24 protein-coding genes are annotated in these 22,887 nt (G+C 61.8%); 2 read left to right on the top strand and 22 right to left on the bottom strand.

What is annotated here, in order from left to right; genetic code table 11:
* On the top strand, nucleotides 1–1,788 hold the full coding sequence (locus tag N5C91_RS08665; protein WP_279829147.1) for a KinB sensor domain-containing domain: 1,788 nt from the start codon (nucleotides 1–3) through the stop codon (nucleotides 1,786–1,788).
* On the opposite strand, the gene N5C91_RS08660 is transcribed toward N5C91_RS08665, so the two are convergent.
* From N5C91_RS08660 to N5C91_RS08555, 22 genes are all read right to left on the bottom strand, one after another.
* A complete protein-coding gene (locus N5C91_RS08660; RefSeq protein WP_236172344.1) occupies nucleotides 1,785–2,567 on the bottom strand; it encodes an N-acetylmuramoyl-L-alanine amidase in 783 nt (260 codons plus the stop codon). The two genes, N5C91_RS08665 and N5C91_RS08660, sit on opposite strands and share 4 nt — an antisense overlap.
* A 22-nt stretch (nucleotides 2,568–2,589) precedes the next feature.
* Entirely contained in the window at nucleotides 2,590–3,177 is a 588-nt protein-coding gene (locus N5C91_RS08655; RefSeq protein ID WP_017518835.1) for a MarC family protein, read from the bottom strand.
* A 119-nt stretch (nucleotides 3,178–3,296) separates the two neighbouring features.
* Entirely contained in the window at nucleotides 3,297–4,664 is a 1,368-nt protein-coding gene (glmU, locus tag N5C91_RS08650) for a bifunctional UDP-N-acetylglucosamine diphosphorylase/glucosamine-1-phosphate N-acetyltransferase GlmU (RefSeq protein ID WP_279829098.1), read from the bottom strand.
* 111 nt (nucleotides 4,665–4,775) lie between these two features.
* Entirely contained in the window at nucleotides 4,776–5,201 is a 426-nt protein-coding gene (locus N5C91_RS08645) for a F0F1 ATP synthase subunit epsilon (protein ID WP_017518837.1), read from the bottom strand.
* Nucleotides 5,202–5,241: 40 nt separating this feature from the next.
* On the bottom strand, nucleotides 5,242–6,618 hold the full coding sequence (gene atpD / locus N5C91_RS08640; protein WP_045213787.1) for a F0F1 ATP synthase subunit beta: 1,377 nt from the start codon (nucleotides 6,616–6,618) through the stop codon (nucleotides 5,242–5,244).
* A 30-nt stretch (nucleotides 6,619–6,648) separates the two neighbouring features.
* On the bottom strand, nucleotides 6,649–7,509 hold the full coding sequence (gene atpG / locus N5C91_RS08635) for a F0F1 ATP synthase subunit gamma (protein ID WP_017518839.1): 861 nt from the start codon (nucleotides 7,507–7,509) through the stop codon (nucleotides 6,649–6,651).
* 52 nt (nucleotides 7,510–7,561) lie between these two features.
* Nucleotides 7,562–9,106 (bottom strand): F0F1 ATP synthase subunit alpha, encoded by a 1,545-nt coding sequence (gene atpA, locus N5C91_RS08630; RefSeq protein WP_045213785.1) that lies wholly within the window; start codon nucleotides 9,104–9,106, stop codon nucleotides 7,562–7,564.
* Between the two features lie 18 nt (nucleotides 9,107–9,124).
* Nucleotides 9,125–9,661, bottom strand: a complete 537-nt coding sequence (locus tag N5C91_RS08625) for a F0F1 ATP synthase subunit delta (RefSeq protein WP_024765001.1) — start codon at nucleotides 9,659–9,661, stop codon at nucleotides 9,125–9,127.
* A gap of 12 nt (nucleotides 9,662–9,673) precedes the next feature.
* Nucleotides 9,674–10,144: a F0F1 ATP synthase subunit B gene (locus N5C91_RS08620; RefSeq protein ID WP_017518842.1), complete on the bottom strand. Its 471-nt coding sequence runs from the start codon at nucleotides 10,142–10,144 to the stop codon at nucleotides 9,674–9,676.
* Between the two features lie 52 nt (nucleotides 10,145–10,196).
* Nucleotides 10,197–10,454: a F0F1 ATP synthase subunit C gene (gene atpE / locus N5C91_RS08615; protein WP_043256731.1), complete on the bottom strand. Its 258-nt coding sequence runs from the start codon at nucleotides 10,452–10,454 to the stop codon at nucleotides 10,197–10,199.
* A 110-nt stretch (nucleotides 10,455–10,564) separates the two neighbouring features.
* Nucleotides 10,565–11,434 (bottom strand): F0F1 ATP synthase subunit A, encoded by an 870-nt coding sequence (gene atpB, locus N5C91_RS08610; RefSeq protein WP_017518843.1) that lies wholly within the window; start codon nucleotides 11,432–11,434, stop codon nucleotides 10,565–10,567.
* Between the two features lie 16 nt (nucleotides 11,435–11,450).
* The gene (locus N5C91_RS08605; protein ID WP_236172341.1) at nucleotides 11,451–11,858 is read right to left on the bottom strand and encodes a F0F1 ATP synthase subunit I; all 408 of its coding nucleotides are present in this window, start codon (nucleotides 11,856–11,858) and stop codon (nucleotides 11,451–11,453) included.
* 152 nt (nucleotides 11,859–12,010) lie between these two features.
* A complete protein-coding gene (locus N5C91_RS08600) occupies nucleotides 12,011–12,883 on the bottom strand; it encodes a ParB/RepB/Spo0J family partition protein (protein ID WP_236172340.1) in 873 nt (290 codons plus the stop codon).
* Between the two features lie 17 nt (nucleotides 12,884–12,900).
* The gene (locus tag N5C91_RS08595) at nucleotides 12,901–13,689 is read right to left on the bottom strand and encodes a ParA family protein (protein ID WP_236172339.1); all 789 of its coding nucleotides are present in this window, start codon (nucleotides 13,687–13,689) and stop codon (nucleotides 12,901–12,903) included.
* A gap of 18 nt (nucleotides 13,690–13,707) precedes the next feature.
* Nucleotides 13,708–14,358, bottom strand: coding sequence for a 16S rRNA (guanine(527)-N(7))-methyltransferase RsmG (rsmG, locus tag N5C91_RS08590; RefSeq protein ID WP_279829081.1), 651 nt, complete (start codon nucleotides 14,356–14,358; stop codon nucleotides 13,708–13,710).
* Entirely contained in the window at nucleotides 14,358–16,250 is a 1,893-nt protein-coding gene (gene mnmG, locus N5C91_RS08585) for a tRNA uridine-5-carboxymethylaminomethyl(34) synthesis enzyme MnmG (RefSeq protein ID WP_279829079.1), read from the bottom strand. Before mnmG ends, rsmG begins: the two co-directional genes overlap by 1 nt.
* 546 nt (nucleotides 16,251–16,796) lie before the next feature.
* A complete protein-coding gene (gene mnmE, locus N5C91_RS08580) occupies nucleotides 16,797–18,164 on the bottom strand; it encodes a tRNA uridine-5-carboxymethylaminomethyl(34) synthesis GTPase MnmE (RefSeq protein WP_279829077.1) in 1,368 nt (455 codons plus the stop codon).
* Between the two features lie 106 nt (nucleotides 18,165–18,270).
* Nucleotides 18,271–20,019, bottom strand: coding sequence for a membrane protein insertase YidC (yidC, locus tag N5C91_RS08575; RefSeq protein WP_236172334.1), 1,749 nt, complete (start codon nucleotides 20,017–20,019; stop codon nucleotides 18,271–18,273).
* Nucleotides 20,020–20,021: 2 nt separating this feature from the next.
* A complete protein-coding gene (yidD, locus tag N5C91_RS08570) occupies nucleotides 20,022–20,270 on the bottom strand; it encodes a membrane protein insertion efficiency factor YidD (protein ID WP_015479779.1) in 249 nt (82 codons plus the stop codon).
* The gene (rnpA, locus tag N5C91_RS08565) at nucleotides 20,263–20,670 is read right to left on the bottom strand and encodes a ribonuclease P protein component (RefSeq protein ID WP_026079029.1); all 408 of its coding nucleotides are present in this window, start codon (nucleotides 20,668–20,670) and stop codon (nucleotides 20,263–20,265) included. Before rnpA ends, yidD begins: the two co-directional genes overlap by 8 nt.
* A gap of 14 nt (nucleotides 20,671–20,684) precedes the next feature.
* A complete protein-coding gene (gene rpmH, locus N5C91_RS08560) occupies nucleotides 20,685–20,819 on the bottom strand; it encodes a 50S ribosomal protein L34 (RefSeq protein WP_003100258.1) in 135 nt (44 codons plus the stop codon).
* A 212-nt stretch (nucleotides 20,820–21,031) separates the two neighbouring features.
* Complete coding sequence (locus N5C91_RS08555; RefSeq protein WP_276574847.1) at nucleotides 21,032–21,163, bottom strand: hypothetical protein; 132 nt, start codon at nucleotides 21,161–21,163, stop codon at nucleotides 21,032–21,034.
* A 177-nt stretch (nucleotides 21,164–21,340) separates the two neighbouring features.
* Between N5C91_RS08555 and dnaA the strand changes: the two genes are divergently transcribed.
* Nucleotides 21,341–22,873, top strand: a complete 1,533-nt coding sequence (gene dnaA / locus N5C91_RS08550; RefSeq protein ID WP_236172333.1) for a chromosomal replication initiator protein DnaA — start codon at nucleotides 21,341–21,343, stop codon at nucleotides 22,871–22,873.
* Nucleotides 22,874–22,887 lie beyond the last annotated feature (14 nt).

The raw sequence follows: 22,887 nt of genomic DNA, 5'->3' as shown, positions 1-22,887 counted from the left end.
CTGCCGATCCCGATGACGCTGCGCACGAGGCTGTTCCTGAGCATCTCGGCGCTCATCACGGTAGCGCTGCTGGGTCTGCTGCTCGGGCTGTTCAGCGTGGTGCTGACCGGCCGTGAGCAAGCCCAGCTCATTCAGCGCAACTTCGACGCCATCGAGGTCAGCCAGCGCCTGCGTCAGGCATTGGGCGACGAACTGGTACAGGTACTCAGCGCACGGCCAAGCCCGGAAAACCTGGAACGCGCGCGCGCGCACTTCTCCCAAGCGCTCGAGCAGGGGCGCGCGCTGGCGCAAACCAGTGGCGAACGCCAAGCCATGACGCAGATAGCCGACGCCCACCGTCGGTTCGTCGAGGCGACCGAAACTCCCGGCCCGGGACGCGCGGAACTGCTGGAAGACAGCGACCTCAGCCGTACCCTCGACGTGCTGCGCAACCACCTGCTCGCGCTGCATCAGGGAGCGATGGAAAACATCAGCGCCGACGAGCGCTCGGCCCGTGACCGCACCTTGTTGATCAGCAGCCTGCTCGGGCTTATCGGCATCGCCATCCTGGTGGTCGGCTTCATCACCGCCCACAGCATCGCCCGCCGCTTCGGCGCGCCTATCGAGACGCTGGCGAAGGCCGCGGACAAGATCGGCCAGGGCGAATTCGACGTCACCCTGCCGGTTTCCGGCGTGTCCGAGATGTCCTCCCTGAGCCGCCGATTCGGCCTGATGGCGGAAGCCCTGCGCCTTTACCGCGCGAGCAATACCGAGGCGCTGGGTTCGGGTCGCAAGCGCTTGTTGGCGGTGCTCGACAGCATCGACGACGGCCTGGTGATCCTCGATCGCCACGGCCGTATCGAGCACGCCAACCCGGTCGCCACCCGCCAACTGTTTTCCCACGGCGATCCCCAGGGCCAGGATCTGGGCACGATGCTGAACAATCCGCAGCTGACCCAGGCCGTCCAGCGTGTCCTCAGCGGCAACCTCCTGGAAGAAACGCCGCAGGATCTGGTGGTGGAAGTGAGCGGCGAAAGCCGGCTGCTGACCTGGAGCATGTCACCGGTCAGCCATGACGACGGGCGCAATATCGGTGCGGTGATGGTGGTACGTGACGTCACCGAACAGCGCGCGTTCGAGCGGGTGCGCAATGATTTCGTGCTGCGCGCCTCCCACGAGCTGCGCACACCCATGACCGGTATGCACATGGCCTTCGGCCTGCTCGCCGAGCGCCTGAAGTTCCCTGAGGAGTCCCGCGAGCGCGACCTGGTGCGCACCGTCGATGAGGAAATGCACCGCCTGGTGCGGCTGATCAACGATCTGCTGAACTTCTCTCGCTACCAGAGTGGCACCCAGAAGCTGGAGCTGCAGTTGTGCGATGTTGGCAACCTGCTGCACCAGGCCCATCAGCGCTTCACCGGGCCGGCGGAGGAGAAGCGCATCAAGCTCGACCTGGAGATCGCCGAGGACCTGCCACCGATCAATATCGACCGCACGCAGATCGAGCGCGTGCTGGATAACCTGATCGGCAACGCCCTGCGCCATACGCCCGAGGGCGGCACCATCCGCCTGCAGGCGCGCTGCCAGGAAGAGCGCGTGGCCATTGCCGTGGAAGACAGCGGCGATGGCATCCCGCTCAGTCAGCAGGGACGAATCTTTGAACCCTTCGTGCAGGTGGGCCGCAAGAAAGGCGGTGTCGGCCTCGGCCTGGCGCTATGCCGGGAAATCGTGCAACTGCACGGCGGGCGAATCGCCCTGCGCTCGCAACAGGGCAAGGGCTCGCGCTTCTACCTGCTGCTGCCGGTCTAGGAAGTCGGCACCGCCAGCAGCAGCGCGGCGGTTTCCAGGTCGGGCTCGCCGTCGAAGCGCTCCGGGCGGAAGCGCATCTGGAAGGCCGCGATCACGTTGCGAGTTTCCTCGTCCATCAGCCCATTGAGCGGCACCGCGTAACCGTGCCGCGCCAGTTGCTGCTGGAACCAGCCCGGCGCCGGTAGCTGACCGTTCAGCTCGGCCAGGCGATGCGCCAGCTCACCCGGTTTCGGCCAGGGGATCAGGCCGGCTTCGGCGAGCTTCTTCCAGGGGAACAGCGGGCCCGGGTCGACCTTGCGCTGCGGAGCGATGTCGCTGTGGCCAAGGATGTGTTCCGGGGTGATGCCCTGGCGCTTGGTAATGTCCCGCAGCAGGGCGATCAGCGCGTCGATCTGTGCATCCGGATAGGGATACCAGATCTTCCCGCTCGGCGTATCACGGTAGCCGGGGTTCACCAGCTCGATGCCAATGGAGGTGGAATTGAGCCAGGTGCGCCCCTGCCACTCGCTGGCGCCGGCGTGCCAGGCGCGGCGGTTCTCGTCCACCAGCTGGTAGATGGTCGCCGGGTTGTCGCCGATCAGGTAGTGCGCACTCACTTCGCCATGGGTCAGCAACGCCAGCGAGCGCGGCAGGTCAGCCGACGTGTAGTGGACGATGACGTACTGGATTCGGCTGTCCTGGTTCTTCGACACATGCTCGCGGTCGATCTGCAGGCCCTTGTCGGCACAGCCGGCGAGCAGTGTGGTGAGGAGAGCGAAAGACAGGAAACGCAGAGTCATGGCGGTTCTCAGGAGAAGAGCATCAGGCTGCGATGTGCAGGAAGCTGCGCACGTTCTGCAGGAGCATGTTGACGCTGAGCATAATCAGCAGCATGCCGGCCAGACGTTCCACGGCCATCAGCCCCCGTGGGCCGAGGAAGCGCTGGAGGAACGCGGCCTGCATCAGGATGAAGGCAGTCGCGGCCCAGGCCAGGATTACCGCCAGGTAGAGCTCCCACAACGGTCCAGTGTAGGTGCTGCGCAGGGTGATCAGCATCGCCAGGGCGGAAGGCCCCGCCACCGCCGGCGTAGCCAACGGCACGAACAGCGGTTCATTGTCCGGCATGTCGCCCAGCACACCCTGGGGGGTTGGGAAGATCAGGCGCATGGCGACCACGAAGAGGATGATGCCGCCGGCGATGCCGGTAGCTTCCTTCGAAAGCCCGAGCCCGGTGAGTATGTGCTCGCCCAGGGTCAGGAACAGCAGCAGCAGACCTAGGGCAAACAGCAGTTCGCGCAGTGCCACCTTCAGACGGCGTTCGGCGGGGACCGACTTGAGGGCGGCAAGGAAGACCGCGATGTTGCCGAACGGGTCGGTGATCAGAAAGATCAGGATGGCGACGCCAAGCATGGCCGGGAAAACTCCAGGGATAACCAGCTACTGCGCCGAAGGCGAAGCAGGCTGTGGATAATCGAGTGACGCCATCGCCCTGTGGATAACGACTTACCCACAGGACGATGCGTTGTGAATCAGGATTTCTTGATCTTTTCCGGGCGCTTCCAGCCTTCGATCACCCGCTGCTTGGCACGGCCGACGCCCAGAGTGCCGGCCGGAACGTCGGCGGTGATGGTGGAGCCCGCACCAGTCGTGGCCCCGGTACCGATATCCACAGGCGCCACCAGCGAATTGTTGGAGCCGATGAAAACGTCCTCGCCGATGCTGGTACGCCACTTGTTGGCGCCATCGTAGTTGCAGGTAATGGTGCCGGCGCCGATGTTGGAGCGCGCACCGACCTCGCTGTCGCCCAGGTAGGTCAGGTGGCCGACCTTCACGCCGTCCTGCAGGTGGGCATTCTTCAGCTCGACAAAGTTACCCACATGCACCTTGCGCTCCAGCACGCTGCCCGGACGCAAGCGGGCGAACGGGCCGACATCGCTGTCGGGGCCGACATGGGCGCCTTCCAGGTGCGAGTTGGCCTTGATGATGGCGCCGCGGCGCAGGGTGCTGTCCTTGATGTAGCAGTTCGGGCCGATCTGCACGTCGTCCTCGATCTCCACCTGGCCTTCGAGAATCACGTTGATGTCGATGCTGACGTCGCGGCCGACGCTGACTTCGCCACGCACGTCGAAGCGCGCCGGGTCGATCAGGGTCACACCCTGGGCCATCAGGCGGCGCGCCACGCGCTGCTGGAAGAAGCGCTCCAGTTCGGAGAGCTGCAGGCGATCGTTGGCGCCTTGGGTTTCCATGGCCACCTGCGGTTGGGCAGTGGCCACGCGCAGGCCGTCACCTACCGCCATGGCAATGACGTCGGTGAGGTAGTACTCGCCCTGGGCGTTGGAGTTGGACAGGCGCGCCAGCCAGCCCAGCAGTTGCTGGCGCGGGGCGGCGAGAATACCGGTGTTGCCTTCGCGGATGGTGCGCTGCTCGGGGGTGGCGTCCTTCTGCTCGACGATCGCCCGGACCTCGCCATCGGCACCACGGATGATGCGGCCGTAGCCGGTCGGATCGTCCAGCTCGACCGTCAGCAGCGCCAGCTGCTGCGGCGTGGCCTGGGCCATCAGGCGCTCCAGGGTCGGCTGCTCGATCAACGGCACGTCACCGTAGAGGATCAGCACGTTGTCTGCACTGAGGAACGGGGCTGCCTGTGCCACAGCGTGGCCGGTGCCCAGCTGCTGTTCCTGGATCACGAAATTCAGGTCATCCGCCTGCAGGCGTTCACGCACCAGGTCGGCACCATGGCCAATCACCACATGGATGCGCGACGGGCCGAGGCCGCGGGCGGTGTCGATCACGTGGGCGAGCATCGGTTTGCCAGCGACCGGATGCAGGACTTTCGGCAGGGCCGAGCGCATGCGAGTGCCCTGGCCGGCAGCGAGAATGACGATTTCGAGAGACATGAGTGGGAGACCGTCCTGGTGAGCGGGATTACCCGCGTGTGGAAAAAGAAAAAGGGTAGCCAAGGCTACCCTTTTCCTATTTGACGCTGAAGTCCCGAAGGACTTCGCGGCTTAGCCGCCGTACTTCTTGCGAACCTGCTGGACCGTGCGCAGTTGCGCTGCGGCTTCGGCCAGGCGGGCTGCGGCGGAGCTGTAGTCGAACTCTGCACCTTTACCTTGCAGAGCCTTCTCAGCTTCCTTCAGTGCGGTCTGGGCAGCCGCTTCGTCGAGGTCGCCTGCACGAATCACGGTGTCGGCGAGAACCTTGACCATGTTCGGCTGTACTTCGAGGAAGCCGCCGGAGATGTAGTACACCTCCTGCTCGCCACCCTGCTTCACCAGGCGGATCGGACCCGGCTTGAGCTCGGTGATCAGCGGCGCGTGGCCCGGAGCGATACCCAGATCGCCCAGCGAGCCGTGCGCTACGACCAGCTCTACCAGACCGGAGAAGATCTCCGCTTCGGCGCTGACGATGTCGCAGTGGACAGTAATAGCCATACCCTTGCCTCACGTAAGCGCCCGTTGCCGGGCGCACGGATTACAGCTTCTTCGCTTTCTCGATGGCTTCTTCGATGCCGCCGACCATGTAGAACGCCTGCTCGGGCAGGTGATCGTAGTCGCCGTTGAGGATGCCTTTGAAGCCAGCGATGGTGTCCTTCAGGGAGACGTATTTGCCCGGCGAGCCGGTGAATACTTCAGCCACGAAGAACGGCTGGGACAGGAAGCGCTGGATCTTACGAGCACGGGCCACCAGCAGCTTGTCGGACTCGGACAGTTCGTCCATGCCGAGGATCGCGATGATGTCCTTCAGCTCCTTGTAGCGCTGCAGAACGTACTGCACGCCACGAGCGGTGTCGTAGTGATCCTGGCCGATGACCAGCGGGTCCAGCTGACGGGAAGTCGAGTCCAGCGGATCGACGGCCGGGTAGATACCCAGCGAGGCGATGTCACGGGACAGTACGACGGTGGCGTCCAAGTGGGCGAAGGTGGTCGCCGGGCTCGGGTCGGTCAGGTCGTCCGCGGGAACGTAGACGGCCTGGATCGAGGTGATCGAGCCTTTCTTGGTGGAGGTGATGCGCTCCTGCAGAACGCCCATCTCTTCGGCCAGGGTCGGCTGGTAACCTACTGCGGAAGGCATACGGCCCAGCAGTGCGGATACTTCGGTACCGGCGAGGGTGTAACGGTAGATGTTGTCGATGAACAGCAGTACGTCACGGCCTTCGTCACGGAACTTCTCGGCCATGGTCAGGCCGGTCAGTGCAACGCGCAGACGGTTGCCCGGCGGCTCGTTCATCTGGCCGTAAACCAGGGCTACCTTGTCCAGTACGCCGGAATCCTTCATCTCGTGGTAGAAGTCGTTACCCTCACGAGTACGCTCACCCACACCAGCGAACACAGAGTAACCGCTGTGCTCCATGGCGATGTTACGGATCAGTTCCATCATGTTTACGGTCTTGCCAACACCGGCACCACCGAACAGACCGACTTTACCGCCCTTGGCGAACGGGCAGACCAGGTCGATAACCTTGATGCCGGTTTCCAGCAGGTCGTTGCCGCCAGCCTGGTCAGCGTAGGACGGAGCGTCGCGGTGAATACCCCAGCGCTCTTCTTCGCCAATCGGACCCGCTTCGTCGATCGGGTTGCCCAGCACGTCCATGATACGGCCCAAGGTCTTGGTGCCGACCGGGACGGAGATGGCTGCGCCGGTGCTTTCCACGTTCAGGCCACGCTTGAGGCCTTCGGTGGAACCCATCGCAATGGAACGAACCACGCCGTCGCCCAGCTGCTGCTGAACTTCCAGAGTGGTTTCGACGCCCTGAACTTTCAGGGCCTCGTAGATGCTCGGCACGGCATCGCGCGGGAATTCCACGTCGATCACGGCGCCGATGATTTGAACGATACGTCCGCTACTCATGTCTGGTTCCTCTGAATTTTGAACCTGTTCTTACACCGCGGCAGCGCCGCCGACGATTTCCGAGATTTCCTGGGTGATCGCCGCCTGACGTGCCTTGTTGTAGATCAGTTGCAGACCACTGATCAGATCACCGGCGTTGTCGGTAGCGTTCTTCATTGCAATCATCCGGGCCGCCTGCTCACAGGCGTTGTTCTCAACCACGGCCTGGTACACCTGGGATTCCACGTAGCGCACCAGCAGGCCGTCGAGGAGGGCCTTGGCGTCGGGTTCGTAGAGGTAGTCCCAGTGGTGCTTCAGCTCGGCATTGTCCTCGGCCACCAGCGGAATCAATTGTTCCACGGTCGGCTTCTGGGTCATGGTGTTGACGAACTTGTTGGAAACCACGTACAGGCGATCGATACGACCTTCCAGGTAGGCATCCAGCATGACCTTGACGCTGCCGATCAGATCATTGATCGACGGCTCTTCGCCCAGGTGGCTGATAGCTGCAACCACGTTGCCGCCATAGCTCTTGAAGAAGGATGCACCCTTGGAGCCGATCACGCAGAGGTCGATCTCCGCGCCACGATCGCGCTGCCCGCTCATGTCCTTGACGAGCGCCTTGAACAGGTTGATGTTCAGGCCGCCAGCCAGGCCACGGTCGGAGCTCACCACGATGTAGCCGACGCGTTTTACTTCACGCTCGACCATGAACGGGTGACGGTATTCCGGGTTGGCGTTGGCCAGATGGCCGATCACCTGGCGAATGCGCTCCGCGTAGGGACGGCCGGCCGCCATGCGCATTTGTGCCTTGCGCATCTTGCTCACCGCCACCTTTTCCATGGCATTGGTGATTTTTTGCGTGCTTTTGATGCTCGCAATCTTGCTGCGAATCTCTTTTGCGCCTGCCATTTCACACCTATCGGTTTAGCAGGCGGGGGTCGCTAGCGACCCCCGCTGCGGCTTACCAGGTTTGGGTGGCCTTGAACTTCTCGATGCCGGCCTTGATGCCTGCGTCGATTTCGTCGTTGAAGTCACCCTTCTCGTTGATCTTCGCCAGCAGAGCGGCGTTCTCACGTTGGAAGTAGGCGATCAGCGCTTGTTCGAAGGCGCCCACCTTGGCGATCTCGACGTCCTGCAGGAAGCCACGCTCGGCGGCATACAGGGACAGCGACATCTCGGCGATGGACATCGGCGCGTATTGCTTCTGCTTCATCAGCTCGGTAACGCGCTGACCATGTTCCAGCTGCTTGCGGGTCGCGTCGTCCAGGTCCGAGGCGAACTGGGCGAAGGCCGCCAGTTCACGGTACTGGGCCAGCGCGGTACGGATACCGCCGGACAGCTTCTTGATGATCTTGGTCTGGGCCGCGCCACCAACACGGGATACCGAGATACCGGCGTTGACGGCCGGACGGATACCCGAGTTGAACATGGCGGATTCCAGGAAGATCTGACCGTCGGTGATGGAGATCACGTTGGTCGGAACGAACGCAGAAACGTCGCCAGCCTGGGTTTCGATGATCGGCAGGGCGGTCAGGGAACCAGTCTTGCCTTTCACTTCGCCGTTGGTGAACTTCTCGACATACTCTTCGGAAACGCGGGAAGCGCGCTCCAGCAGACGGCTGTGGAGATAGAACACGTCGCCCGGGTAAGCTTCGCGGCCCGGCGGACGGCGCAGCAGCAGGGAGATCTGGCGGTAGGCCACGGCCTGCTTGGACAGGTCGTCGTACACGATCAGGGCATCTTCACCGCGGTCGCGGAAGAATTCGCCCATGGTGCAACCGGAGTACGGAGCCAGGTATTGCAGAGCAGCGGATTCGGAAGCACTGGCAACCACCACGATGGTGTTGGCCAGGGCGCCGTTTTCTTCCAGCTTGCGAACGACGTTGGCGATGGTCGATTGCTTCTGACCGATGGCAACGTAGACGCAGCGGATGCCGCTGTTCTTCTGGTTGATGATGGCGTCGATGGCCAGAGCGGTTTTACCGATCTGACGGTCACCGATGATCAGCTCGCGCTGGCCACGGCCAACCGGGATCATGGCGTCGACCGACTTGTAACCGGTCTGAACCGGCTGGTCTACCGACTTACGCCAGATCACGCCCGGTGCCACTTTCTCGACAGCGTCGGTCAGTTTGGCATCGATCGGGCCTTTGCCATCGATCGGGTTACCCAGGGCGTCGACAACGCGGCCCAGCAGTTCCGGACCAACCGGGACTTCCAGGATGCGGCCGGTGCACTTGGCATTCATGCCTTCTTTGAGGTCCTGGTATTCACCCAGTACCACAGCACCAACGGAGTCTTGCTCCAGGTTCAGCGCCATACCGTAGACGCCGCCCGGGAATTCGATCATCTCGCCGTACATGACGTCGGCCAGACCGAAGATGCGCACGATGCCATCGGAAACACTGACGATGGTGCCTTCGTTGCGCGCTTGCGAGGCGACGTCGAGTTTCTCGATGCGCCCCTTGATGATTTCACTAATTTCGGAAGGATTGAGTTGCTGCATGCCGCTGCCCCTTCAAACTCAAGATTTCAACGCTTCGGCCAGTTTCGCGATTTTGCCGCGCACCGAGCCATCGATTACCAAGTCACCGGCGCGAATAACCACGCCGCCGATCAGGCTCGCGTCTTCCGACGCATGAAGTCGCACTTCGCGACTGAGCCGGGCGCTGAGAGCCTTGGCGAGTTTGTCCTGCTGTTGCTGGTCCAGGGCGAAGGCACTGGTGACCTCGACCTCGACCAATTTTTCCTGCTCGGCCTTGAGTTGCTCGAACATCACGAAGATGGTCGGCAGCAGGTCGAGCCGCTTGTTTTCAGCCACAGTCCGGACGAAGTTCTGGGCCGGAGCATTGAGCTTGTCGCCACACACGTCGATCAGCGCGTCAGCCTTGGCGGCTGCGGTCAGCTGAGGCTCTTTGAGCAGCTGGCGCACGGTGTCGTCCTGCGACACTGCAGCCAGCACACCCAGAGCAGCAGACCAGTCGGCCAATTGCTGATGAGCCTGGGCGTACTCGAAAGCCGCCTTCGCGTAAGGACGAGCCAATGTGGTCAGTTCTGCCATATCGCCCTCTGCTTAGATCTCGGCGGCCAGTTGATCAACCAGCTGCTTTTGCGCGTTGGCATCGATCGAAGCACCAAGGATCTTCTCGGCGCCGGAGACAGCCAGGGCACCCACTTGGGCACGCAGGGCGTCTTTGACGCTGTTGAGCTCCTGTTCGATCTGGGCTTTGGCCTGGGCGATCATGCGATCACCTTCGGCACGGGCCTGATCACGGGCTTCGTCAACGATCTGGTTAGCGCTCTTCTTCGCCTGCTCGATGATTTCGGCTGCCTGAGCCTTGGCTTCGCGCAGTTGCTGACCCGCTTTCTCGTGAGCCAGTTCCAGGTCACGAGCCGCGCGGTTGGCAGCGTCCAGGCCGTCGGCGATCTTCTTCTGACGCTCGTGCAGAGCCGCGATGACCGGAGGCCATACGAACTTCATGCAGAACAGGACGAAGATGGCGAACGCGATGGCCTGGCCGATCAGAGTTGCATTAATGTTCACGCCAATACCTCGCTCGTTCGTTGTTCAGTCACAGATTTCCGCTGTTCGGAAATTAGTGGGCAACCTGAGCAATGAACGGGTTAGCGAAGGTGAAGAACAGAGCGATACCAACGCCGATCATGGTCACGGCGTCGAGCAGGCCGGCGACGATGAACATTTTGACCTGCAGCATCGGAACCATTTCCGGCTGGCGAGCAGCGCCTTCCAGGAACTTGCCGCCCAGCAGGCCGAAGCCGATGGCGGTACCCAGAGCGCCCAGACCGATCAGCAGTGCAACGGCGATAGCAGTGAGTCCAACTACAGTTTCCATTTTTCCTCCCGACTTTTTTGTCGTGTTGGTTAAAGGTTGAAGCAAGTTAAGGTGGTGAAGCTCTTCTTACGCCCACTCCCGCAGGGGAGAGGGCGCATAGAATCTTTGGATCAGTGGCTGTCTTCGTGGGCCATCGACAGGTAGACGATGGTCAGCATCATGAAGATGAAGGCCTGCAGGGTGATGATCAGGATGTGGAACACTGCCCACGCCCAGTTCAGCACGACGCCCATGCCGCCCAGCCAGAGGATGCCGGAACCGAACATCACGGCGATCAGGATGAAGATCAGCTCGCCGGCGTACATGTTGCCGAACAGACGCAGTGCCAGGGATACCGGCTTGGCGATCAGGGTCACGAACTCCAGCAGGAAGTTCACGGGGATCAGGATGATCTGAACCACCATGTTGCTGCTGTGGAACGGGTGCAGGGTCAGTTCGCCGAGGAAGCCGCCGATGCCCTTGACCTTGATGCTGTAGAAGATGATCAGCGCGAACACCGCGATCGACATGCCGAAGGTGGCATTCGGGTCGGTGGTGGCCACGGCGCGGAAGAACAGGTGCTCGTTACCGGTGACCGCCTGGGCCGCGAGCGGCAGGAAGTCCACGGGCACCAGGTCGATCAGGTTCATCAGGAAGATCCAGACGAACACGGTCAGCGCCAGCGGTGCGATGAGCGGGTTACGGCCGTGGAAGGTGTCCTTCACGCTGCCGTCGACGAACTCCACGAGAACTTCGACGAAGTTCTGCAGGCCGCCAGGTTGACCGCTGGTGGCCTTCTTGGCTGCCATGCGGAAGATAAGGATGAACACCAGGCCGAGGAATACGGACCAGCCCAGGGTATCAACGTGGAATGCCCAGAAGCCCATTTCCTTGGCTTGTTCGGCGGTGTGGGCGAACCCCCAGGAACCATCCGGCAGACGACCCAGGGTCAGGTTCTGCAAGTGGTGCTGGATGTAACCCGAAGCGCTTTCTGCTGCCATGTTTGCCTCAATCGCTCTAAGGTCTTGTAAATGTGTTTCGCATCAGCAGGGGTGCAAACCAGCTGACCGCGAGGGTCAGCAGGTAGAGGCCGAACAGCGCCAGCGGCGCCAGGGGCTTCACACCTGCGAACGTCAGTGCGAAGAGCACTGCCGTCAGTATCAGTTTTCCCGCCTCACCGGCATAAAAGGACCGGACTATCAGCTGGGCAGAACGCGCGCCACTGTAGCGGAACGCCTTGCGAGCAAAGTACAGATTCGGCAACCACGCAATCAGACCACCGAGCAATCCGGAATAGCCTGCGACCGATCCCTGGGCAAACCACAGGGTTGCTGCACCGATAAGCAGCACCACCAGCTGGACGAGCAACAGGCGAAAAGCCGGTTGGCGATGGAAGGGCAAACGAGTGGGCTTGCGGGGTTCCATCTTTAGCTCACAGTCCTCTGGTGTCGGCTTCACAAATCAACAACTTGGCATACTTTGTGCCGACAAAATTGCGCGCAGAGTATAGGGGGCGCCGCATACCCGTTCAACCGTCAGGTAGTGATTTCCGACGACCCCCTACATAGCCTTTCGTATCAGCGTATGTGGGCGAGCACACCCTGCAGCTCGTCGAGGGAGTTGTAGCGGATCACCAACTGGCCCTTGCCCTTCTGGCCATGGCGAATCTGCACCGGAGCGCCCAGGCGCTCGGCCAGGCGCTGTTCGAGGCGGCTGATGTCAGGATCGCTCTTGACCGCTTTGACAGGTTCCTCGGGAGCGTTGAGCCACTGGCGTACCAGTGCTTCCGTCTGACGCACAGTGAAGCCGCGTGCGACAACATGTCGCGCACCTTCAACCTGGCGATTCTCGGGCAGTCCGAGCAGGGCGCGGGCATGACCCATTTCCAGATCGCCGTGGGATAGCAGCGTCTTGATCTCTTCCGGCAAGGCAATCAGGCGCAGCAGGTTGGCCACCGTCACGCGGGATTTGCCCACGGCATCGGCAACCTGTTGCTGAGTCAGCTGGAACTCCTGCTGCAGGCGCTGCAGCGCAGCAGCTTCCTCGATCGGATTGAGGTCTTCGCGCTGGATATTCTCGATCAGCGCCATGGCGATGGCAGCTTCGTCCGGCACTTCACGGACCATCGCCGGGATCTTGTCCAGGCCCGCCTGCTGGGTGGCGCGCCAGCGGCGCTCGCCGGCAATGATTTCGTAGCGGCCATTGCCGATCGGGCGCACCACGATGGGTTGCATCACGCCCTGGGCCTTGATCGACTGGGCGAGTTCCTCGAGGGCCTGCGGGTCCATGTCACGGCGAGGCTGGTACTTGCCGCGCTGGATCAGGTCCAGCGGCAGGTGTTGCAGCTCCCTGCTGTCCACCTGAACGGCTTCTTCCTGCAGCGTAGCGGCGCTGGAGCCACTGAGCAGGGCGTCCAGCCCGCGTCCGAGACCTCGTTTCTTGGCGGCCATGCGGGTTCCTTAATCTCTTAGGCGGGGGCGGTGGTGCGGGCGGCGCGCTGACGGCGCACCAGCTCGCCGGCCAGCGCCAGGTAGGCGAGGGCACCGCGGGATTGCTTGTCGTAGACCAGCGCCGGCATGCCGAAGCTGGGCGCCTCGGCCAATCGCACGTTGCGCGGAATCACGGTGGTGTAGAGCTTGTCGCCGAAGTGTTCCTGCAGTTGTGCGCTGACGTCGTTGGTCAGGCTGATGCGCGGGTCGTACATGGTGCGCAGCAGGCCTTCGATCTTCAGCGCCGGATTCAACCGCTCGGCGATGCGCTGGATGCTGTTCATCAGGTCGGTCAGCCCTTCCAGCGCGTAGTACTCGCACTGCATGGGGATGATCACGCCGTCCGCAGCGGACAGGGCGTTGACCGTCAGCATCGACAGCGACGGCGGACAGTCGATGAGGATGAAGTCGTAGTTCTCGCGGATCGGCGCCAGCGCATGGCGCAGGCGATGTTCCTTCACGTCCATTTCCAGCAGTACCACTTCCGCAGCCGTGAGGTCGCGGTTGGCGGGCAGCAGCTGGTAGCCGCCGTGCTCGGAGAACTGCATGGCCTGGGCCAGATCGCATTCGCCAGTGAGCACATCGTAGATCGAGTGATCCAGCGCCAACTTATCCACACCGCTGCCGGTGGTGGCGTTGCCCTGTGGATCGAGGTCGATCAACAGCACGCGTCGCTTGGTAGCGACCAGCGATGCTGCAAGGTTGATACAGGTCGTGGTCTTGCCGACGCCGCCCTTCTGGTTGGCGATCGCGAATACCTTAGCCATGGTTTTCCCCACTCCCCGTCATGCAGTGCGGCGCAGTATCAGCAGATGGCGCTGGCCTTGGCAACCCGGCACCGCCAGAGCGCGTTCGGCTTCGACCTGGAAATCTTCCGGGAGTGCCGCGAGCTCGTCGCTGGGGTGTACGCCTTTCATGGCCAGCCAGTTGGTCTGGGTGTCGCCCAGGTGACGTGTCCAGTTTGTGAAGTCTTCCAGGCTGCTGAACGCCCGGGAAACAATGCCGTTGAACGGCAGCTCGGGTTGGAAGGCTTCCACCCGACTGTGGATAACCTGCAGGTTGTCGAGCTTGAGCTCCAGCTTCACCTGGGTGAGGAAGCGGGTTTTCTTGCCGTTGCTGTCGAGCAGGGTCAGCGATTTGCCGGGGAACAGGATAGCCAGCGGAATGCCGGGCATGCCGCCGCCACTGCCGACGTCCAGCCAGCGCTCACCGCCGGCGGCTTCGAACTGCGGGACGATGCTCAGGCTGTCGAGCAGGTGGCGCGAGACCATTTCATCCACATCGCGCACGGCGGTGAGGTTGTAGGCCTTGTTCCACTTTGCCAGCAGGGCCAGGTAATCCAGCAGGCGTTGTTGGGTGGCAGCGTCGATATCCAGGCCGAGCGTCTGGATGCCGCGCGCGAGTTCTTCGGCGTGGCGGGCAGTGACCATGGACATCAGGCGCTCTGCTCCAGCTGACGGCCGGAGGAACGTTTCTTCAGATGGATCAGCAACAGCGAGATCGCTGCCGGGGTTACGCCTGGAATACGCCCGGCCTGACCGAGGGTTTCCGGTCGCGCGTTGCCCAGCTTCAGCTGGATCTCCTTGGACAGTCCGGAAATCGACTGGTAATCGATATCCACAGGCAGGCGGGTATCTTCGCTGGCCCGCAGGCGAGCGATCTCTTCCTGTTGGCGATCGATGTAGCCGGCGTACTTGGTGCGGATCTCCACCTGTTCGGCGACCTGCGGGTCTTCCGCGCCGGCGCCAGTCACCTCCGCCAGGCTTACGTAGTCGATTTCCGGACGTGCCAGCAGGTTCAACAGGTTGTATTCGTGAGCCAGTGGAGTCCCGAAGCGCTCGGCGATGGCATCGCCCTGCGGAGTGTTCGGGCGAACCCAGGTGCTCTTCAGTCGCTGCTCTTCACGTTCGATGCCTTCGCGCTTGGCCTCGAACACCGCCCAGCGTTCGTCGTCGATCAGGCCCAGTTCGCGGCCTTTCTCGGTTAGGCGCAGGTCCGCGTTGTCCTCGCGCAGAATCAGCCGGTACTCGGCGCGCGACGTGAACATGCGGTACGGCTCCTGGGTACCCAGGGTAATCAGGTCGTCGACCAGTACGCCGATGTAGGCCTCGTCACGGCGGGGGCACCAGCTTTCGCGGCTCTGTGAACGCAACGCGGCGTTGGTTCCGGCGAGCAGGCCCTGGGCGCCGGCCTCTTCGTAGCCGGTGGTGCCGTTGATCTGGCCGGCAAAGAACAGACCGCCAATGACCTTGGTCTCCAGGCTGTACTTCAGGTCGCGCGGATCGAAGTAGTCGTACTCGATGGCGTAACCCGGGCGAATGATGTGCGCGTTTTCCATGCCGCGGATCGAGCGGACGATGTCCAGCTGCACATCGAAGGGCAGCGATGTGGAAATGCCGTTCGGGTACAGCTCATGGGTGGTGAGGCCTTCCGGCTCGAGGAACACCTGATGGCTGTCCTTGTCGGCGAAGCGATGGATCTTGTCTTCGATAGACGGGCAGTAGCGCGGGCCGACACCTTCGATCACGCCGGAGTACATGGGCGAGCGATCGAGGTTGGAGGCAATGATCTCGTGGGTCCGCGAGTTGGTGTGGGTGATCCAGCAACTCACCTGGCGCGGATGCATTTCCTTCGAGCCGAGGAAGGACATTACCGGGATCGGCGTATCGCCGGGCTGCTCGGTCATCACACTGAAATCGACACTGCGACCGTCGATACGCGGCGGGGTGCCGGTCTTCAGACGGCCGACTCGCAGCGGCAGTTCGCGCAGGCGTCGGGCCAGGGCAATCGAAGGCGGATCACCGGCACGGCCACCGGAATAGTTCTCCAGGCCGATGTGGATAAGTCCACCGAGGAAAGTACCGGCGGTGAGCACGACGTTGTCTGCGTGGAATTTCAGGCCCATCTGGGTCACTACACCGCGCACCTGGTCCTGTTCGACGATCAGGTCATCACAGGCCTGCTGGAATATCCACAGGTTCGCCTGGTTTTCCAGGATCTCGCGCACGGCTGCCTTGTACAAAACGCGGTCTGCCTGGGCGCGGGTCGCACGGACTGCCGGGCCTTTGCGGCTGTTCAGCACACGGAACTGAATGCCGCCTTTATCGGTGGCCAGTGCCATGGCGCCGCCCAGCGCATCGATTTCCTTTACCAGATGGCTTTTGCCGATCCCACCGATGGCAGGGTTACAGCTCATCTGGCCAAGGGTTTCCACATTGTGGGTGAGCAGCAGCGTCTTCACGCCCATGCGTGCGGCCGCTAGAGCGGCCTCTGTGCCGGCATGGCCGCCGCCGATCACGATCACGTCAAAACGGGAAGGGAAATCCACCACGCACCTCGTGCCTGTTGATCAAGGAGAAAGAAGAGAGCCGGACAGTATAGGGCTTAAGGGCTTTCGATTGAAGGCGCTGAACAAAAAATAGCCAATGGGTACTGTTCGCCGTTATAGAAAATAAAAGAGAGGAACTTTTTTAAATCTTTTTAGAGCTTGTGTTTATGTATGGTGAAGCGGTTTTCTGTGGATAAGCTGATGCAGGCCAGGAATCATCACTGTTTCAGCCGATAACAACCCTGTGTCGATGCTGTCAGGTTGCAGGGGATCTCCCGTGTTCAGCCTGTGGATGAAGTGCCATGTTATCAACAGGTAGATTTATCAACAGGATCGCGCAGGGGTTGTCTACTTAGCTGTACGGTACTTTTCCACAGGGTTCGCGAACGCCTGTGGAAGGTACCTTTTATTCCCTGAAAGCCGCGTACCACTGGGCATAAGCTGAATTCGTGGCTGTGGATAGATGTTCCAGAGGGAAAACGGAGGCGACAGGACGCGCGGCGACGGAATGGTTCCGTCACCGGTAGGGAAAGGCTGGGTTGTGGATTACTTGCCGATGCAGAAGCTGGAGAAGATCCGGCCCAGAAGGTCGTCCGGCGTAAAGGCGCCGGTAATCTCCCCCAGCGCTTGCTGCGCTTGACGCAGATCCTCGGCCAGCAGTTCGCCCGCGCCGCTCAGGGTGAGCTGTGCGCGGCCGTGCTCGAGGCTGTCTCCAGCCAGGCGCAGGGCTTCCAAGTGGCGGCGGCGGGCGCTGAAGCTGCTCTCGGCAGTCTGTTCGAAGCCCATGCAGGCCTTGAGGTGCTCGCGCAGCAGATCCAGGCCATGGCCGGAACGGGCGGACAAGGTGATGGTGACGTGGCCGTCGGCGCTCTCTTCGAGAGAGATGTTCTCTGTGGATAAGTCCGCCTTGTTGCGGATCAGGGTCACGTGCGCCGGATCGGGGCGGCTATCGAGGAATTCAGGCCACAGGGCGAAAGGATCGCTGGCTTCCGGCGCTGTGGAGTCCACGACCAGGAGCACTCGATCTGCTTCGTTGATAGCCTTGAGCGCGCGTTCCACGCCGATCTTTTCCACATGGTCATCGGTACTGCGCAGGCCGGCGGTATCGATGATGTGCAGCGGCATGCCGTCGATGTGGATATGTTCGCGCAGAACGTCGCGGGTGGTGCCGGCGATATCGGTGACGATGGCTGCCTCGCGGCCCGCCAGGGCGTTCAGCAGGCTGGATTTGCCGGCATTGGGACGTCCGGCGATCACCACGGTCATGCCGTCGCGCAACAGCGCACCTTGGCCCGCTTCACGCAGCACCGAAGCAAGCTCGGCGCGCACCGCATCCAGTTGTGAGAGTACGTGCCCATCGGCGAGGAAGTCGATTTCCTCTTCGGGAAAGTCGATGGCGGCCTCGACGTACATGCGCAGCCCGATCAGTTGGTCGGTGAGGCTATGCACACGGCGGGAAAACTCGCCTTGCAGCGAGCGCACCGCATTGCGTGCGGCCTGGGCGGAGCTGGCCTCGATGAGGTCGGCAATGGCTTCGGCCTGGGCCAGGTCCAGCTTGTCGTTGAGGAAGGCACGCTCGCTGAACTCGCCGGGGCGCGCCTGGCGTGCGCCCAGTTCCAGACAGCGCTGCAGCAGCATGTCCATTACCACCGGGCCGCCATGGCCCTGCAGCTCGAGTACATCCTCGCCGGTGAAGGAATTCGGGCCGGGGAAGTACAGCAGCAGGCCTTCGTCGATGACCTCGCCGTCATCGGCGTGGAACGGTCCATAGTGGGCGTAGCGCGGCTGGGGCTCGCGGCCGCTGAGGGTGATTGCCATGGCGCGCGCGCGCGGACCGGAGACGCGGACGATGCCCACTCCGCCACGGCCCTGGGCGGTGGCGACGGCGGCAATGGTTTCACGGGCTGCATTCATCTTAGCGGTCTCGCGGTGGTTGTCGTGGCTTGCCGGCAAGCAAGTTATCCACATAGCAAAACGCCCCACGAGGGGGCGTCTTGTTGATCGGCATCAGACTGCGATATCAGGCAGAAGCCTTCTTCGTTGCCGCTTCGATCCGACGGGTAATGTACCACTGCTGTGCGATGGACAGGCAGTTGTTCACAACCCAGTACAGGACCAGACCGGCCGGGAACCACAGGAAGAAGAAGGTGAAGATGATCGGCATCAGCTTCATCACCTTGGCCTGCATGGGGTCCGGCGGCGTCGGGTTGAGCATCTGCTGAACCAGCATGGTGGCGCCCATGATGATTGGCAGGATGAAGAACGGATCCTTCACCGAGAGGTCGACGATCCAGCCCAGCCACGGAGCCTGGCGCATCTCGACGCTTTCCAGAAGCACCCAGTACAGCGAGAGGAAGACTGGCATCTGCACCAGGATCGGCAGGCAGCCGCCCAGCGGATTGATCTTCTCTTTCTTGTACAGCTCCATCATCGCCTGGGACATCTTCTGGCGATCATCGCCGTGCTGTTCCTTCAGGGCAGCCAGTTTCGGCGACACGGCGCGCATGCGGGCCATGGAGCGGTAGCTGGCGGCGGACAGCGGGAAGAAGGCCAGTTTAATGACGATGGTCAGGAAGATGATCGACCAGCCCCAGTTACCCACCAGGTTGTGGATATGTTGCAGCAGCCAGAAGATCGGCTGGGCAATGAACCACAGCGGGCCGTAGTCAACGGTCAGTTCCAGGCCCGGGGAGAGTTCCTTCAGGTAAGCCTGCAGTTTCGGGCCGGCATACAGGGTCAGGCTGGTTTCGCCCTTGGCACCTGGCGCAACGCTCAGGTTCGGACCGGTGTAGCCGACGATGTAGTTGCCCTGGGCATCCTTGCGGGTCATCACGCTGTGGGTGTCGCCCTTGGCAGGCACCCAGGCGGTAACGAAGTAGTGCTGCAGCCAGGCTACCCAGCCACCCTGGACGGTTTCCTTGAACTGCTCCTTGTCCATGTCCTTCATGGACACTTTCACGTAGGGCTTTTCAGGGGTCCAGACTGCGGCGCCGAGGTAGGTCGATACGCCGGTCGCAGTGGTGGAGGACGGATCGACGCTGGCGTCACGCTTGAGCTGGGCGAACAGCGAGGCGTTCCACGGTTTGTCGCTCTGGTTGTCGATCAGGTAGGTCACGCCCACCTGATAGGCATTGGGGTTGATGCACTCGAGCTTCTTCTGTGCCTTTTCCTTCTCGGTGCAGTCGTTTTTCAGGCCGCGGTGGAAGGTGAAGCGCTTGATGTAGTTGACGCCATCCTGTGCATAAGTCAGGTCGACGACCATCTGGTCCTGGCCATCGGCCAGTTCATACACCGGCTTGGCCGAAGCGTAGAGCGGGCGACCGCTGGCGGCGGCATCCGGGCCATTGGCACCGGTCAGGCCGCTCTGGGCCAGGTAGGTGCGCTGGTTGTCACGCTCGAACAGCGGGAACGGTACGTCCGGGCGATCCTGGCGCAGCGGGTACTGGGTCAGGCCGAGCTTGATCACGTCGCCGCCGCGCGGGTCGATGGTCAGGTCAAGGACATCGGTCTTCACGCGGATCAGCTGTTCGCTGGCTGCTGCAGGTTTCTGCTCGTTGGGCAGGGCAGCCTGGGCGTTCTGCGTGCTGGGTACGTCGGCATTGGCCGCGTTGCCGGCTGGCACGGAAGTGTCCGGCAGGCCTTCAGTCTGGTTGAAGGTCGCGGTCTGTGCCGGCAGTTCGGGCTGGCCGTAGTCCTTGTTCCACTGGAGTACCAGCGCATAGGACACGATTGCCAGGGCGACGAATAGGATTGAACGTTTGATGTCCATGGTTACTCGGCCGTCGAGGAAGGGGCGGGCTTGGAAGGATCTGGCGGTACCGGATCGTAGCCACCGGGATGCCACGGATGGCAGCGGCCGAGGCGACGAGCGGCCAGCCAGCCACCACGCAGGAAGCCATGGGTTTCAATGGCTTCCTGCGCGTAGCAGGAACAGCTGGGGTAGAAACGACAGTGCCTGCCCATCATGGGACTGATGGCGTAGCGGTAAAACTGGATCAGTAACAGCGCCAGTCTACGCATGGGAACTGTCGGCCACTCCCGGAGATTCTGTCGAAGGTTCCGGGCTGGGTCGGTTGCGCAACAGGCGCTTCCAGAGCTTGCCGAACTGCTGGTGCAGTTCTTCATTCTCCAGATCACCAAGTCCCTTGCGCGCGATCACCACGATATCCAGGCCAGCCAGCTTCTGCTGGTTATGGCGGAAGGATTCACGGAGAAGGCGTTTGAGGCGGTTGCGCTCGACAGCGAGCTTGACGTTCTTCTTGCCGATCACCAGGCCCAGACGGGGGTGATCGAGACCGTTTTCGCGCGCCAGCAGCAGGATGTGCTTGCCGGGAACCTTGGAGGTGGGGGAGTCGAAGACTGCTGTGAATTGCCGGGCTGTCAGAAGACGTTTATCCCGGCTGAAATCTCGACTCACCACCTGTGTCAGGCAAATCAGACGGTCAGACGCTTGCGGCCCTTGGCGCGACGACGCGACAGAACCTGACGACCGTTCTTGGTGGCCATGCGAGCGCGGAAGCCGTGCACGCGAGCGCGCTTGAGGGTGCTGGGTTGGAAAGTACGTTTCATGATTCGGTACCTGGGTTTGACGACATGAGGTCGCAGTGACCCCGTTTAAAGAGACCGGCGATTCTAGTGAAATCAGGCGGTCAGGTCAATTTCCAACCAGGCCCGGATACAAAATCTATAGAAAGGAAGGAAATCTCTTTTTCTAAAGATTGAAGCGATGATTATGTTTAGGCAGGCGAATGCCTGTGTATAACTAGGCTCGGCCCTTTGTATCAGCGCTCGCTGGCGAATGATAACTCTGTCTGGAAGAGGTGGGCGGCCTGTGCGGGGCCGGTTGGAAAGCTGGGTATGGAATGGCGTTTTTTCCACAGGGATTTTTTCCACAGATCGATCACCAGGCTCATCCCCTGCCTCATCAAGCTGTTATCCACAAGGTTCAAGGCGCTATTAACCGACCACCGGTAAAATCATTAACACGTTGATTTTGCTTGCATCCCAGCGCGCTTAACTGTGGATAAGTTGCCCTGGCGCAGATACAATGGCGGTCTGTTTCGCTTTGCGACTTCTTTTGGGGGATATCCGTGTCCGTGGAACTTTGGCAGCAGTGCGTGGAGCTTCTGCGCGACGAGCTGCCGTCCCAGCAATTCAACACCTGGATCCGACCTTTGCAGGTCGAGGCCGAGGGTGGTGAGCTGCGCGTCTACGCACCCAACCGCTTCGTGCTCGACTGGGTCAATGAGAAGTACATGGGGCGTCTGCTCGAATTACTGAGCGAGCGTGGCAATGGCCAGATCCCGGCGATTTCCCTGCTGATTGGCAGCCGCCGCAGCCGTACTCCTCGCCCTGCCCTGGTACCGACGCCTCAGGTGACCGTACAGGCAGCCCCTGTTGCCGTTGCACCGGTACCCGTGGCTGCGTCGGCGCCGGTGGCGGCTCCTGTCATGGCGGAGCCGCAGCCGGCCCAGGTCGCTCCAGTGCAGACCATCGCTGATCTCGACGAGTCCAGCCCGGGCATCGATCCCCTGGCAGTCGCCATGCCGGCCGCGACGGTGCGTACCGAGCGCAATGTGCAGGTAGAAGGTGCGCTCAAGCACACCAGCTATCTCAACCGCACCTTTACCTTCGAGAACTTCGTCGAAGGCAAATCCAACCAGTTGGCCCGTGCGGCGGCCTGGCAGGTAGCGGACAATCTCAAGCACGGCTACAACCCACTGTTCCTTTATGGTGGTGTCGGCCTGGGCAAAACCCACCTGATGCATGCTGTGGGTAACCATCTGCTGAAGAAAAACCCGAATGCCAAGGTCGTGTACCTGCATTCGGAGCGTTTCGTCGCGGATATGGTGAAAGCGCTGCAGCTCAATGCCATCAACGAGTTCAAGCGTTTCTACCGTTCGGTGGACGCGCTGCTGATCGACGATATCCAGTTCTTCGCCCGCAAGGAGCGCTCCCAGGAAGAGTTCTTCCACACCTTCAACGCCCTTCTCGAAGGCGGCCAGCAGGTCATCCTGACCAGCGACCGTTACCCGAAGGAAATCGAGGGCCTGGAAGAGCGCCTGAAGTCCCGCTTCGGCTGGGGGCTGACGGTGGCCGTCGAGCCGCCGGAGCTGGAAACCCGCGTGGCGATCCTGATGAAGAAGGCCGAGCAGGCCAAGGTCGATCTCCCCCACGACGCTGCATTCTTCATTGCCCAACGCATTCGCTCCAACGTGCGAGAGCTTGAAGGGGCGCTCAAGCGCGTGATTGCACACTCCCACTTCATGGGACGGCCGATCACCATCGAACTGATCCGCGAGTCGCTGAAGGACCTGCTGGCACTGCAGGACAAGCTGGTCAGCATCGACAACATCCAGCGCACCGTCGCCGAGTACTACAAGATCAAGATCGCCGACCTGCTATCCAAGCGCCGCTCGCGCTCGGTGGCACGTCCGCGTCAGGTTGCCATGGCACTTTCCAAGGAACTGACCAACCACAGCCTGCCCGAGATCGGAGTGGCCTTCGGCGGTCGGGATCACACCACGGTGTTGCACGCCTGTCGTAAGATCGCTCAACTCAAGGAATCCGACGCGGATATCCGCGAGGACTACAAGAACCTGCTGCGTACTCTGACCACCTGACGCAGCCTCACGAG

The organism is Pseudomonas sp. GD03903, assembly GCF_029840045.1.
GTDB lineage: Bacteria > Pseudomonadota > Gammaproteobacteria > Pseudomonadales > Pseudomonadaceae > Pseudomonas > Pseudomonas pseudonitroreducens.
Note: the sequence above shows the minus strand (reverse complement) of the source record. Positions and strands in the feature narration are given on the sequence as shown.

Excerpts from the sequence above, each read along its gene's own strand:
- N5C91_RS08660 (WP_236172344.1), bottom strand. The coding sequence starts at position 2,567 with ATGACTCTGCGTTTCCTGTCTTTCGCTCTCCTCACCACACTGCTCGCC.
- N5C91_RS08655 (WP_017518835.1), bottom strand. The coding sequence starts at position 3,177 with ATGCTTGGCGTCGCCATCCTGATCTTTCTGATCACCGACCCGTTCGGC.
- glmU (WP_279829098.1), bottom strand. The coding sequence starts at position 4,664 with ATGTCTCTCGAAATCGTCATTCTCGCTGCCGGCCAGGGCACTCGCATG.
- N5C91_RS08645 (WP_017518837.1), bottom strand. The coding sequence starts at position 5,201 with ATGGCTATTACTGTCCACTGCGACATCGTCAGCGCCGAAGCGGAGATC.
- atpD (WP_045213787.1), bottom strand. The coding sequence starts at position 6,618 with ATGAGTAGCGGACGTATCGTTCAAATCATCGGCGCCGTGATCGACGTG.
- atpG (WP_017518839.1), bottom strand. The coding sequence starts at position 7,509 with ATGGCAGGCGCAAAAGAGATTCGCAGCAAGATTGCGAGCATCAAAAGC.
- atpA (WP_045213785.1), bottom strand. The coding sequence starts at position 9,106 with ATGCAGCAACTCAATCCTTCCGAAATTAGTGAAATCATCAAGGGGCGC.
- N5C91_RS08625 (WP_024765001.1), bottom strand. The coding sequence starts at position 9,661 with ATGGCAGAACTGACCACATTGGCTCGTCCTTACGCGAAGGCGGCTTTC.
- atpE (WP_043256731.1), bottom strand. The coding sequence starts at position 10,454 with ATGGAAACTGTAGTTGGACTCACTGCTATCGCCGTTGCACTGCTGATC.
- atpB (WP_017518843.1), bottom strand. The coding sequence starts at position 11,434 with ATGGCAGCAGAAAGCGCTTCGGGTTACATCCAGCACCACTTGCAGAAC.
- N5C91_RS08605 (WP_236172341.1), bottom strand. The coding sequence starts at position 11,858 with ATGGAACCCCGCAAGCCCACTCGTTTGCCCTTCCATCGCCAACCGGCT.
- N5C91_RS08600 (WP_236172340.1), bottom strand. The coding sequence starts at position 12,883 with ATGGCCGCCAAGAAACGAGGTCTCGGACGCGGGCTGGACGCCCTGCTC.
- N5C91_RS08595 (WP_236172339.1), bottom strand. The coding sequence starts at position 13,689 with ATGGCTAAGGTATTCGCGATCGCCAACCAGAAGGGCGGCGTCGGCAAG.
- rsmG (WP_279829081.1), bottom strand. The coding sequence starts at position 14,358 with ATGTCCATGGTCACTGCCCGCCACGCCGAAGAACTCGCGCGCGGCATC.
- mnmE (WP_279829077.1), bottom strand. The coding sequence starts at position 18,164 with ATGAATGCAGCCCGTGAAACCATTGCCGCCGTCGCCACCGCCCAGGGC.
- yidC (WP_236172334.1), bottom strand. The coding sequence starts at position 20,019 with ATGGACATCAAACGTTCAATCCTATTCGTCGCCCTGGCAATCGTGTCC.
- yidD (WP_015479779.1), bottom strand. The coding sequence starts at position 20,270 with ATGCGTAGACTGGCGCTGTTACTGATCCAGTTTTACCGCTACGCCATC.
- rpmH (WP_003100258.1), bottom strand. The coding sequence starts at position 20,819 with ATGAAACGTACTTTCCAACCCAGCACCCTCAAGCGCGCTCGCGTGCAC.
- N5C91_RS08555 (WP_276574847.1), bottom strand. The coding sequence starts at position 21,163 with ATGAGCCTGGTGATCGATCTGTGGAAAAAATCCCTGTGGAAAAAACGC.